This is a genomic window from Streptomyces sp. NPDC054841 (assembly GCF_053611045.1).
In genome coordinates this window covers 18,428-31,414 of the sequence record NZ_JBSGZO010000052.1, presented here as the reverse complement: position 1 = coordinate 31,414, position 12,987 = coordinate 18,428, and the positions used below count along the sequence as shown (strand labels likewise).

Sequence of the window (12,987 nt, the reverse complement as noted above, 5' to 3'; positions counted from 1 at the left end):
GACACACCGGCCGATACCGTTCGGTGACCTGCGTCCGGGCCGGCCCCCGCCTCCGGGAGGGCCCAACTTCGGTACCCGGGACACGAAATCGGCCCGGAGGGAGAGTCTCCGTCCGGGCCGATCGTCACTGTGGGGCTAACAGGATTTGAACCTGTGGCCTCATCCTTATCAGGGATGCGCTCTAACCAACTGAGCTATAGCCCCTCCGCGCTGCGCGCTGACTCCTGAAGGTTAGCGCACGTGGGGGGCAGTCCCAAAATCGGTTGTCTGCCCCCCGGACCTGCCGACTATTCGTCCTCGGCCAGTGTCAGCTCGACTCCGCCCACGAACCCGGCGGAGAGGTTGTAGATGAAGGCTCCCAGCGTCGCCAGCGCCGTGGCGAGCACCACATCGATGACCGCGATCACCGAGGTGAAGATGAGCACGCGTGGCAGCGAGAGGAACGACTGCAGATCGAAGCCATTGCTCTCGTTCGAGCCGGTCGCCTCGCTGATCGTCCCGCCGACCGTGGAGAAGACGCCCATGGCGTCCATGACCATCCACAGCACCGCGGCCGCGACGATCGTGCAGATGCCCAGGGCGATGGAGAGCAGGAAGCTGACCTTCATCACCGACCACGGGTCGGCCTTGGCCACCCGCAGCCGCGCCTTGCGCGTCCGCGGCTGTGTGCTCGCCCCGGTGCGCGGCCGGCGGACGGCAGTGGTCGCCCCCGCAGGCACCCCGGCGGGCGCCTGCTGTCCGGGCTGCCCCGGCTGCTGCTGGCCGCCCTGCGTCCCGCCCTGGGGCGTGGGGTACGCCTGGGGCGGGTGGTACGGCTGCGTTCCCTGCTGCACCTGCTGCTCCCCGCCATAGGTTTCGAAGGGGGGCTGCGGCCCCCGGGTGTCGGTCACCGTAACCCCCTGGGAGTCCGTGGCGGAACCACGGGCACCGTTCGCTCCGGCAGCAGATTCAGCAGCGGCCGATCCGGCGCCCGTGGCTCCACTCACGCTCTACTCCTCGTGCTCCCCAGCCGAGGGCTCCGTGCCCTCGGCAACCTCAGCCGTCTCGGAGGTCCCGGCCACGACACCATCCTCGGCGTCCTCGGTTCCGTCGACCTCCTCGGCCTCGCGACCGGCCTCGGCGTTACGCGCGATACCGACCACGGCATCCCGCTTGCCCAGGTTGATCAGTTGGACGCCCATGGTGTCACGGCCGGTCTCCCTGACTTCGTTGACTCGCGTACGAATCACACCGCCGGACAGCGTGATGGCGAGGATCTCATCGGTCTCCTCGACCACCAGCGCGCCGACGAGCGAACCACGGTCCTCCACGATCTTGGCGGCCTTGATACCGAGGCCGCCACGGCCCTGGACGCGGTACTCGTCGACGGCGGTGCGCTTCGCGTACCCGCCGTCCGTGGCAGTGAACACGAAGGTACCGGGCCGCACCACATTCATCGAGAGCAGTTCGTCGCCCTCGCGGAAACTCATTCCCTTGACGCCCGAGGTCGCACGGCCCATCGGGCGGAGGGCTTCATCCGTGGCGGTGAACCGGATCGACTGGGCCTTCTTGCTGATGAGCAGCAGATCGTCCTCGGCCGACACCAGCTCCGCCCCGATCAGCTCGTCGTCGCTGCCATCCTCCGTCTCCCGGAGGTTGATCGCGATGACACCGCCGGAGCGGGGCGAGTCGTAGTCCTTCAGCGGGGTCTTCTTCACCAGGCCGGCCTTGGTCGCGAGGACCAGGTACGGCACCGCTTCGTAGTCGCGGATCGCGAGGATCTCGGCGATCTGCTCGTCCGGCTGGAAGGCCAGCAGGTTGGCGACGTGCTGGCCACGGGCGTCCCGGCCGGCGTCCGGCAGCTCGTACGCCTTCGCCCGGTAGACCCGGCCCTTGTTCGTGAAGAACAGCAGCCAGTGGTGCGTGGTCGAGACGAAGAAGTGGTCGACGATGTCGTCCTGCTTCAGCTTCGTGCCGCGCACGCCCTTGCCGCCGCGCTTCTGCGAGCGGTAGTCCTCGGTCTTGGTGCGCTTGATGTAGCCGCCACGCGTGATCGTGACGACGATGTCCTCCTCGGCGATCAGGTCCTCGATGGACATGTCACCGTCGAAGGGGATCAGCTTGGAGCGCCGGTCGTCGCCGAACTTCTCGACGAGGACGGCCAGCTCCTCGCTGACGATCGCGCGCTGCTTCTCGGGCGAGGCGAGGATCTGGTTGTACTCGTTGATCTTCGCCTGCAGCTCGTCGTGCTCCTGCACGATCTTCTGCCGCTCCAGGGCGGCCAGCCGGCGCAGCTGCATCTCCAGGATCGCGTTCGCCTGGATCTCGTCGATCTGCAGCAGGCCCATCAGGCCCTCGCGCGCGACCTCGACCGTGTCACTGCGCCGGATCAGCGCGATGACCTCGTCGATCGCGTCGAGCGCCTTGAGCAGACCGCGCAGGATGTGGGCGCGCTCCTCGGCCTTGCGCAGCCGGAACTTCGTCCGCCGGACGATGACCTCGATCTGGTGCGTCACCCAGTGGCGGATGAACGCGTCGAGGGACAGCGTGCGCGGCACACCGTCGACGAGCGCCAGCATGTTGGCGCCGAAGTTCGTCTGGAGGTCGGTGTGCTTGTAGAGGTTGTTGAGGACGACCTTGGCGACGGCGTCGCGCTTGAGCACGATGACCAGGCGCTGACCGGTACGGGACGAGGTCTCGTCGCGGACGTCGGCGATGCCGCCGACCTTGCCGTCCTTCACCAGGTCGGCAATCTTCTGCGCGAGGTTGTCCGGGTTGGTCTGGTACGGAAGCTCCGTGACCACCAGGCACTGGCGGTTCTGGATCTCCTCGACCTCGACGACCGCGCGCATCGTGATGGAGCCGCGGCCGGTGCGGTACGCCTCCTCGATGCCCTTGCGGCCCACGACCAGCGCGCCGGTCGGGAAGTCCGGGCCCTTGATCCGCTCGATCAGCGCGTCCAGGAGCTCCTCGTGGGTGGCCTCCGGGTGCTCCAGCGCCCACTGGGCACCGGCCGCGACCTCGCGCAGATTGTGCGGCGGGATGTTGGTGGCCATACCGACCGCGATGCCCGCCGAGCCGTTGACCAGCAGGTTCGGGAAGCGGGCCGGCAGGACCGTCGGCTCCTGGTTACGGCCGTCGTAGTTGTCCTGGAAGTCGACGGTCTCCTCGTCGATGTCCCGGAGCATCTCCATGGACAGCGGCATCATCTTGCACTCGGTGTACCGCATGGCGGCGGCCGGGTCGTTGCCCGGGGAACCGAAGTTGCCGTTGGAGTCGACGAGCGGCATCCGCATCGACCACGGCTGCGCGAGGCGGACGAGCGCGTCGTAGATGGAGGAGTCGCCGTGCGGGTGGTACGTACCCATGACGTCACCGACGACGCGGGCGCACTTGTAGAAGCCCTTCTCGGGCCGGTAGCCGCCGTCGTACATCGCGTACAGCACACGGCGGTGGACGGGCTTGAGGCCGTCCCGTACGTCGGGCAGCGCGCGGGACACGATGACGGACATCGCGTAGTCGAGGTACGAGCGCTGCATCTCGGTCTCGAGCCCGACGGGCTCGATCCGCAGCTGCTGCTCTTCCCCTTCGGTTTCCGTGGCGGCGGGAGTCGCGGGAGTGTTCTCGTCGGCCATTGCTGGTCTTCAGTCCTTTCGTGCGGTCAGCTGAGACCGACTCAGATGTCGAGGAAGCGGACGTCCTTGGCGTTGCGCTGGATGAACGAGCGCCGCGCCTCGACGTCCTCGCCCATCAGCACCGAGAACAGGTCGTCAGCCTGCGCGGCGTCGTCCAGGGTGACCTGGCCGAGGACGCGGTGCTCGACGTCCATCGTGGTGACCCGCAGTTCCTCGGCGTTCATCTCGCCGAGACCCTTGAAGCGCTGGATCGAGTCTTCCTTGATCCGCTTGCCGTTCTGCTTGCCCAGCTCGACGAGTGCGTCGCGCTCACGGTCCGAGTACGCGTACTCGAAGTCGTCCCGACCCCACTTGATCTTGTACAGCGGCGGGCGGGACAGGAACACGTGTCCGGCCTCGACCAGCGGCCGCATGAAGCGGAAGAGGAACGTCAGCAGCAGCGTGTTGATGTGCTGGCCGTCGACGTCGGCGTCCGCCATGAGAATGATCTTGTGATAGCGGAGCTTCTCGATGTCGAAGTCCTCGTGGACTCCGGTACCGAAGGCCGAGATCAGCGCCTGGACCTCGGTGTTCTGCAGGATCTTGTCGATCCGGGCCTTCTCGACGTTCAGGATCTTGCCTCGGATGGGCAGGATCGCCTGGTACATCGGGTTGCGGCCGGACTTGGCCGAGCCGCCGGCGGAGTCACCCTCGACGATGAAGATCTCGCACTTGGTGGGGTCGTTCGACTGGCAGTCGGACAGCTTGCCGGGCAGCGAGGCGCTCTCCAGCAGGCCCTTGCGACGAGTCAGATCGCGGGCCTTGCGGGCGGCGACGCGGGCCGTGGCCGCCTGGATGGCCTTGCGGATGATGTCCGAGGCCTCGTTGGGGTTGCGGTCGAACCAGTCGGTGAGGTGCTCGTTGACGACCTTCTGGACGAAGGTCTTCGCCTCCGTGTTGCCCAGCTTGGTCTTCGTCTGGCCCTCGAACTGCGGCTCGCCCAGCTTGACCGAGATGATCGCGGTCAGACCCTCGCGGATGTCCTCACCCGTGAGGTTGTCGTCCTTCTCGCGCAGCAGCTTCTTGTCGCGCGCGTACCGGTTGACGAGACCCGTCAGCGCGGCGCGGAAGCCCTCCTCGTGGGTACCGCCCTCGTGCGTGTGGATCGTGTTCGCGAACGAGTACACGCCCTCGCTGTACTGCGAGTTCCACTGCATCGCGACCTCGAGCGAGAGCAGCTTCTCCTTGTCCTCGGCATTGATGTCGATGACCGTGGGGTGGATCAGCTCGCCCTTGCGGGAGTTCAGGTACTTCACGAAGTCGACGATGCCGCCCTCGTAGTGGTACTTGACCGTACGGGCCTGCGGCTCCGCCGCCGCCTCGGCGTCGGGGTCGTCGGCGCCGACCGTCGCCTTCGCGGACTCGCGCTCGTCGGTCAGCGTCAGGGTCAGGCCCTTGTTGAGGAAGGCCATCTCCTGGAAGCGGCGCGAGAGCGTCTCGAAGGAGTACTCGGTGGTCTCGAAGACGTCCGGGTCGGCCCAGAAGGTGACCGTCGTGCCGGAGTCCCCGACGGACTCGTGCTTGGCCAGCGGCGCGGTGGGCACGCCCAGCTTGTAGTCCTGCGTCCAGCGGAAGCCGTCACGCTTGATGTCGACGGAGACCTTGCTCGACAGCGCGTTCACGACGGATACGCCGACGCCGTGCAGACCGCCGGAGACGGCGTAGCCGCCGCCGCCGAACTTGCCGCCGGCGTGCAGCACGGTGAGGACGACCTCGACGGCCGGCTTCTTCTCCACCGGGTGGATGTCCACGGGGATGCCTCGGCCGTTGTCGACCACGCGTACGCCGCCGTCGGCGAGGATCGTGACGTCGATCGTGTCCGCATGACCGGCCAGGGCTTCGTCGACCGAGTTGTCGACGACCTCGTAGACGAGGTGGTGGAGTCCACGCTCACCGGTCGAGCCGATGTACATGCCAGGTCGCTTGCGGACCGCGTCCAAACCCTCGAGGACGGTGATCGCGCTGGCGTCGTACGACGAGGTGGCCTCGCCGGTCCCGTCGGCAGCAGTGGAAGGAATGTTCTCGTTGGGGTTGCCGGAATCGGCCACGAAGCGCCCTTTCTGGCACAGCACAAGCCGTTCTCCGGGCAAACGGGAGCGGCTGCGTCGTTCGGCATTAATCGACGTGTCCCGCGCGTCGAGCGGGATTACCCACCAGTCTACCGGTACCGCCGACACGAATGGGGGTTTGCCGGTACCTGAGTCCGCATGTGCCGCCCTGAACGGGCGCCGACCGACTCCCCATATCCGGGAAGGGGCTCCAAGAGGCTCACACGGGCATTGAGCGCTTCGGCCTGTCAACCTCCGGCTACGGTGAGGGACGCCTCATGAGCCACGGCCGCTCCAGCCCCCACGCCGGCCCCCGCCCACCGCGGCCAGGACCGGCTCCGCGACCGGGCCGCGCGGTGCGCAACCGGTGGCGTACGCAGGCCTCGACGCGCCGCCAAGCGGGAGCGAGCAGGGGCAGGGAACGCAGCCGCCCCTGGTCTTCCCCGCTTTCCGCCGAGGGAGGGCGGCGCAGCCCGCCCGGGCCGTCAGCCGTGAGCCGTGAGCCGTGAGCCGTGAGCCGTCCAGAAGTCCAGGAGTCCCGGAGGCGCATCGCTCCCGGGCGTCGTCAGCCGTACGTGTCGCCCGGGCCCATGCTGCCCGGGGCCCGGAGCGGGCCGTACCGGTGCGCGGGGCCGCCGGGTCCCAAGACCTTGATCACGCGGACCGTGCCCTGCCCGAGGTCCTCGTTCAGCCGGGCCACCAACCGCGGCGCCAGCAGCCGCAGCTGCGTGGCCCACGCGGTCGAGTCGCACTGCACCGTGAGCACGCGCTCGTCCGGATCGTCGTCGTACCGCACCGGAACACAGTGCTTCGCCAGGTCCTCGCCCACGATCTGCGGCCAGCGGCCCATCACCCCGCCCACCGCCGCAGGAGTCTCCCAGCCCCGCTCGGTGATCAGCCGGCTGATGGCCGAACCGAGCGGCAGCGGATCCCGGCCGTCCGCCCGCGCTCCGGAACGCAGTCCTCCACCCCGCCTGGCCTGCCGCTTCTCCTGCGCGGCCGCACCTCGCGCCCGGGCCTGTTCCTTGGCCGCGCGCAGCGCGACCCGCGCCAGGTCCACGCCGGAGGGCTCGGGCACCTTCGCCGGGATCCCAGATGTCTCGTTCTCGCTCATACGCGCTCCACCGCGCCGTCCGCGACCGTGTAGCGCGCCCCTGCCAGCACCCCGGGTACGTCATCGTCCACAGCCGCGGTGACCAGCACCTGCTCACCCGGAACCACCAGCTCCGCAAGCCGCTCGCGCCGCCGGGCGTCCAGCTCCGCGAAGACGTCGTCGAGGACGAGCACCGGCTCGTTCCCCTCGGCCCGCAGCAGGTCGTACGAGGCCAGCCGCAGTGCCAGCGCGTACGACCAGGACTCGCCGTGGCTCGCGTAACCCTTCGCCGGCAGCTCGCCCAGCTTGAGCAGCAGCTCGTCGCGGTGCGGCCCGACGAGCGTGACCCCCCGCTCGATCTCCTGCTTGCGCACTTCGGCGAGCGCGGCGACCAGCTGCTCGTACAGCTCGTCGCGCGTCTGGGCGGAGCCGCCTGCCGATCCGCGGTACTCCAGCGTGACCGGACCGCCGCCCGGAGCGAGCTGCTCGTACGCCTTGTCGGTGAGCGGCTGCAGCGTCGCGATCAGATCCAGCCGCCGCGCCAGCAGCTCCGCCCCGGCCTGCGCCAGATGCTGATCCCACACGTCGAGCGTGGAGAGGTCCATCGAGCGGCCGCCGTGCCGCCGCGCCATGGCCGCCGACTTCAGCAGCGTGTTGCGCTGCTTGAGCACCCGTTCGTAGTCGGACCGCACCCCCGCCATCCGCGGCGAGCGCGCGGTGATCAGCTCGTCCAGGAAGCGCCGCCGTTCCCCCGGATCGCCCTTCACCAGCGCCAGATCCTCCGGCGCGAACATCACGGTCCGTACGATCCCGAGTACGTCACGTGGCCTGACCTGCGACGATCGATTGATCCTGGCTCGGTTCGCCCTGCCGGGATTGAGCTCGAGCTCTATCAGCTGGGACCGCTCGCCCTGCGTGACGGCGGCCCTGATGACCGCCCGGTCCGCCCCCATCCGCACCAACGGCGCGTCGGAGGCGACCCGGTGGCTGCCGAGCGTCGCGAGATAGCCGACGGCCTCCACCAGATTGGTCTTGCCCTGCCCGTTCGCCCCCACGAAAGCGGTGACGCCCGGGTCGAGCGGGACCTCGACCCGGGCGTACGAGCGGAAGTCGGCCAGCGACAGATGCGTGACATGCATGGTGGACGCCGACCTCCCCCGGCTTACCGCTTGCCAACAGGCCCTACCAACAGCCTGTGGATTACTTCTTGCTCTCGACCGCGTGACCGCCGAACTGGTTGCGCAGGGCCGCGATCATCTTCATCTGCGGGGAGTCGTCCTGACGGGACGCGAACCGCGCGAACAGCGAAGCGGTGATCGCGGGCAGCGGTACCGCGTTGTCGATGGCGGCTTCCACGGTCCACCGGCCCTCGCCGGAGTCCTGTGCATAACCGCGCAGCTTCTCCAGGTGCTCGTCCTCGTCCAGCGCGTTGACCGCCAGGTCGAGCAGCCAGGAACGGATGACGGTGCCCTCCTGCCAGGAGCGGAAGACCTCACGGACGTCGGTGACCGAGCTGACCTTCTCCAGCAGCTCCCAGCCCTCGGCGTAGGCCTGCATCATGGCGTACTCGATGCCGTTGTGGACCATCTTCGCGAAGTGGCCGGCACCGACCTTGCCCGCGTGCACCGACCCGAACTCACCCTCGGGCTTCAGCGCGTCGAAGATCGGCTGCACCTTGGCGACGTGCTCCTCATGGCCGCCGTACATCAGCGCGTAGCCGTTCTCCAGGCCCCAGACGCCGCCCGACACACCGCAGTCGACGAAACCGATGCCCTTGATGCCCAGCTCGACGGCGTGCTTCTCGTCGTCCGTCCACCGCGAGTTGCCGCCGTCCACGACGATGTCGCCGGGAGACAGCAGCTCGGCCAGCTCGTCGATGGTGGACTGGGTCGCGGCACCCGCCGGGACCATCACCCACACCACGCGCGGACCCTTGAGCTTGTCCACAAGCTCCTGAAGGCTGGGGACATCGGCGAGGTCCGGATTGCGGTCGTAACCGATGACGGTGTGGCCTGCGCGGCGGATGCGCTCGCGCATGTTGCCGCCCATCTTGCCGAGGCCGACGAGACCGAGCTCCATCAGACAGATTCCTTACGGTGTGGCGTTTCGTACCCGCGTCCGAGCCTACGCCGGGGCACGGGTACACACCTGTGGGGTCGGGCGCTCATACGTACGGACAGTGCAGGTGAGCGGGCCGCGCGGCCGAGCGGGGCTCAGCCGCACCGGCATGCTGCGATCTTGTGGGGACAACCCCCACACCCCCGGCCGAGGGGCGCAAGGGCTGAACCGCCCTCCATCGCTCAGCCGCTCAGTCGCACCGGCATGATCAGGTACTTGTACGCCTCGTCCGCCTCCGCGTCCATGGCCGGCTTGCCGCTGAGCAGCGCGGGCTTGGTGGAGGTGGTGAACGAGAGCTGGGCCACCGGGGAGTCGATGGCGCTCAGGCCGTCCAGCAGGAACGTCGGGTTGAAGGCGATCGAGATGTCGTCGCCCTCCAGCTGTGCGTCCACACGCTCCACAGCCTGTGCATCGTCGCTGGAGCCGGCCTCCAGGATCAGCACGCCCTGCTCGAAGCTGAGCCGCACCGGCGTGTTCCGCTCGGCGACGAGGGCGACACGCTTCACGGCCTCGACGAACGGCGCGGTCTCGATCACCGCGACCGAGTTGAACTCGGTGGGGAAGAGCGTCCGGTACTTCGGCAGGTCACCCTCGAGCAGCCGGGTGGTGGTGCGGCGGCCGGCGCCCTCGAAACCGATGAGCCCCTCACCGGCACCGGAGCCGGAGAGCGCGAGCGTGACCGTGTCACCACTGGTCAGCGCCTTGGCGGTGTCCAGGAGCGTCTTGGCGGGCACCAGGGCGACCGCGGAGGCGTCCGGGGACTCCGGCTTCCAGAGGAACTCGCGGACCGCGAAGCGGTAGCGGTCGGTGGAGGCCAGGGTGACGGTGTCGCCCTCGATCTCGATCCGGACGCCGGTGAGGACGGGGAGGGTGTCGTCGCGGCCGGCGGCGATGGCGACCTGGGCGGCGGCGGAGGCGAACACCTCGCCGGGGACGGTGCCGGTCGCGGTCGGCATCTGCGGCAGGGCCGGGTACTCCTCCACAGGGAGGGTGTGGAGGGTGAAGCGGGAGGAACCGCAGACCACGGTCGCCCGTACACCGTCTGTGGAAATCTCCACCGGGCGGTTGGGGAGAGCGCGGCAGATGTCGGCGAGGAGACGGCCGGAGACGAGGACCGTCCCGTCCTCCTCGACCTCCGCCTCGACCGAGACCTTCGCCGAGACCTCGTAGTCGAAGCTGGAGAAGCTGAGAGCGCCGTCCTCGGCCTTCAGAAGAAGGCCCGCGAGAACGGGCGCCGGCGGACGGGCCGGGAGGCTCCGTGCCACCCACGCCACCGCCTCCGCGAGTACATCGCGCTCCACCCGGATCTTCACCGGAACCGCCTCCTGCTGTTGCTCGCTCGCCCTGCTGGCCTTCGTCGTCGGCACGGGGCTCCCAGCCGGAGCCAGGGGCCGATGCCGGAGACCAGTCTGACGCACCGCACCGACACTCGGTGCGGCTCGGGGTCAAGTCGAGACAAGCGGCGGCCAGAGCTCCGGCGCCGAGTTGTGCACAGGGCCCTCTTCGAAGCGAATTCCCCGGTAACTCTAGGTGGGAGTAGTAGTAGGGCCTGTGGAAACCGTGGATAACGCCATCCACGCAGGTCAGACCCGATTTTTTGTCCACGGGCCCTGTGGGCGGGAGCAGTGGACAACCTGGGCTGTCTGTGGACACCCGAAAGTTCTGCACACCCGATGCACAGGCCACAGGGACTTCTCCCCAGTGCTGTCCCCAGCTTTACCCCGGTTCCCCACAGCCCAACCCAGCACCTTGGTGTGACGCCTTTCACTCGGTCCGGTGAGCTCGGGCGTTTCGTTGCCGAACAGTGGACAGGGGTGTGGAGAAGCTGTGGGCAACACGGCCGGGCTTGTGGGCCGGGTGGGGACAACCTTGATCGCGCCCTGTGGACGAGCCGCCCGTCCACAGTCTGTGGAGCACGGTTGGCCACAAATCCACAACCGGCTGACCTGCCGTGATCATGTTTCAGCAGCCGGCCCTGTGGATGCAATCTGGACAACTTGGCAGTCCCCAGGCTGTGGACGGAAGATCGTTCCCACATCTGTGGAGAACGGCCGGGCGGCGGTCCGTATTCGAACAGAGCAATGTCGCGGCGGTGGCGGCGCGGTTGCGTGGCGATGGCCCGGAACCGCGAAGGGCGCCCCGGGAATGCGTCCCGGGGCGCCCTTCGGAGCCCTGCCCACAGCCTGTTCAGGGCTCTGTGGAAGCCCGCTCAGCCGTTCTTGATGCGGTTCGTCAGCTCGGTGACCTGGTTGTAGATCGATCGCCGCTCGGCCATCAGCGCGCGGATCTTCCGGTCCGCGTGCATCACCGTCGTATGGTCGCGGCCACCGAACTGCGCACCGATCTTCGGCAGCGACAGATCGGTGAGCTCACGGCAGAGGTACATCGCGATCTGGCGCGCGGTGACCAGCACCCGGCTCCGCGACGAGCCGCAGAGATCCTCCACCGTCAGTCCGAAGTAGTCGGCGGTCGCCGCCATGATCGCGCTCGCGGTGATCTCCGGTGCGGTGTCCTCGCCACCCGGGATCAGATCCTTGAGCACGATCTCGGTGAGCCCGAGGTCGACCGGCTGCCGATTGAGGCTCGCGAAGGCCGTGACCCGGATCAGCGCGCCTTCGAGCTCGCGGATGTTGCGCGAGATCCGCGAGGCGATGAACTCCAGTACCTCCGGCGGGGCGTTGAGCTGTTCCTGCACCGCCTTCTTACGGAGGATCGCGATCCGCGTCTCCAGTTCGGGCGGCTGGACATCGGTGGTCAGGCCCCACTCGAAACGGTTCCGCAGCCGGTCCTCGAGGGTCATCAGCTGTTTGGGCGGCCGGTCCGAGGACAGGACGATCTGCTTGTTCGCGTTGTGGAGCGTATTGAAGGTGTGGAAGAACTCCTCCTGCGTCGACTCCTTGCTCGCGAGGAACTGGATGTCGTCGACCAGCAGGATGTCCACATCCCGGTAGCGCTTGCGGAACGCGTCGCCCTTGCCGTCCCGGATCGAGTTGATGAACTCGTTGGTGAACTCCTCGGAGCTCACATACCGCACCCGGGTCCCCGGGTAGAGGCTCCGCGCGTAGTGCCCGATGGCGTGCAGCAGATGGGTCTTGCCGAGTCCCGACTCCCCGTAGATGAAGAGGGGGTTGTACGCCTTCGCCGGTGCCTCGGCCACCGCGACGGCGGCCGCGTGCGCGAACCGGTTGGACGCGCCGATGACGAAGGTGTCGAAGAGGTACTTGGGGTTCAGCCTGGCGTGCGGCTCGCCGGGGCCCGGAGCCGGCGCGGGCTGTGCGCCCAACGGGCCGGGTCCACCGCCGGGTCCTCCCCCGACCGGCGGGCCGCCGTGCCGCGGTGTCTGCGGCTCCGGCAACTCGTGCCGCTCGGGACGCTGTTGCTCGTACTGCCCCCGGTCGGGCATCGGCGAGCGGTAGTCGTGCTGCGGCTGCCGGGGGCGGGCCGTGGCGTATGGGTCGCGTTCCTGGAAACCGCCGAGCCGCGGCTGCTGCCAGGACAGCTCCTCCTGGGTGCGTGGCCAGGCCCCGGGCTCGGGGCGCTGCTGGTATTCGGGATAGGCGGGGCGGACGTTCGGCAGTCCGTCGTCGCTCGGCGGCCGGTGGCCGTATCCCTCGTAAGTGTCGCTCTGGCGGGGCTCGTCGTGCTGCGGACCCTGATAGCGGTGCTGCTGCTGGACGGGCGGCGGCGGGGCAGCCGGCTCGGCCGCGGAGTCGTCGACGGTGATCGCGATCCGGATCGGGCGGCCGCATTCGCGGCTGAGGGTGTCGCTGATCAGCGGGGCCAGCCGGCCTTCGAGGACGCGCTTGCCCCATTCATTGGGGACGGCGAGGAGAGCAGTGTCGGCCACCAGCGCGAGCGGCTGGCAGCGCTCGATCCACTGCTTGTCCTTGGGCTCGATGCCCTGCTGGCCCTCTCCGAGGAGTTGCTCCAGCACTCGTGGCCACACTGCGGCAAGATCGGCAGGTACGTCAGCCACAAGGCACGCTCTCTCACAGGTCCCACGAATGTGTGGTTCTCGGGACGGGTCGGTCAGGCCCGGCAGGCGGGTAGGAAAGGAATTCGAGTCCAGTCACGG

At 68.5% G+C, this 12,987-nt stretch carries 8 protein-coding genes and 1 tRNA gene; all 9 read right to left on the bottom strand.

The annotated features are described in order from the left end of the window. Positions 1-130: 130 nt before the first annotated feature. A tRNA-Ile gene (locus tag ACWGI8_RS10680) sits at positions 131-204 on the bottom strand. 83 nt (positions 205-287) lie between these two features. Continuing rightward, complete coding sequence (locus tag ACWGI8_RS10675) at positions 288-890, bottom strand: DUF3566 domain-containing protein (protein ID WP_453659773.1); 603 nt, start codon at positions 888-890, stop codon at positions 288-290. Positions 891-989: 99 nt separating this feature from the next. Continuing rightward, entirely contained in the window at positions 990-3,614 is a 2,625-nt protein-coding gene (gyrA, locus tag ACWGI8_RS10670) for a DNA gyrase subunit A (protein WP_453659772.1), read from the bottom strand. Between the two features lie 41 nt (positions 3,615-3,655). Beyond that, positions 3,656-5,725, bottom strand: a complete 2,070-nt coding sequence (gene gyrB, locus ACWGI8_RS10665; RefSeq protein WP_453659771.1) for a DNA topoisomerase (ATP-hydrolyzing) subunit B — start codon at positions 5,723-5,725, stop codon at positions 3,656-3,658. A 541-nt stretch (positions 5,726-6,266) separates the two neighbouring features. Further along, the gene (locus ACWGI8_RS10660) at positions 6,267-6,815 is read right to left on the bottom strand and encodes a DUF721 domain-containing protein (protein WP_453659770.1); all 549 of its coding nucleotides are present in this window, start codon (positions 6,813-6,815) and stop codon (positions 6,267-6,269) included. After that, the gene (gene recF, locus ACWGI8_RS10655) at positions 6,812-7,933 is read right to left on the bottom strand and encodes a DNA replication/repair protein RecF (RefSeq protein WP_453659769.1); all 1,122 of its coding nucleotides are present in this window, start codon (positions 7,931-7,933) and stop codon (positions 6,812-6,814) included. The genes ACWGI8_RS10660 and recF overlap by 4 nt, the downstream gene beginning before the upstream one ends. A gap of 61 nt (positions 7,934-7,994) precedes the next feature. After that, positions 7,995-8,873 carry a phosphogluconate dehydrogenase (NAD(+)-dependent, decarboxylating) gene (gene gnd, locus ACWGI8_RS10650; RefSeq protein ID WP_453659768.1) on the bottom strand — a complete coding sequence of 293 codons (879 nt, stop codon included), beginning with the start codon at positions 8,871-8,873 and terminating at the stop codon, positions 7,995-7,997. A gap of 221 nt (positions 8,874-9,094) precedes the next feature. Beyond that, on the bottom strand, positions 9,095-10,225 hold the full coding sequence (gene dnaN, locus ACWGI8_RS10645; protein ID WP_453659774.1) for a DNA polymerase III subunit beta: 1,131 nt from the start codon (positions 10,223-10,225) through the stop codon (positions 9,095-9,097). 896 nt (positions 10,226-11,121) lie between these two features. Further along, positions 11,122-12,888, bottom strand: coding sequence for a chromosomal replication initiator protein DnaA (gene dnaA / locus ACWGI8_RS10640; protein ID WP_453659767.1), 1,767 nt, complete (start codon positions 12,886-12,888; stop codon positions 11,122-11,124). Positions 12,889-12,987: the final 99 nt, after the last annotated feature.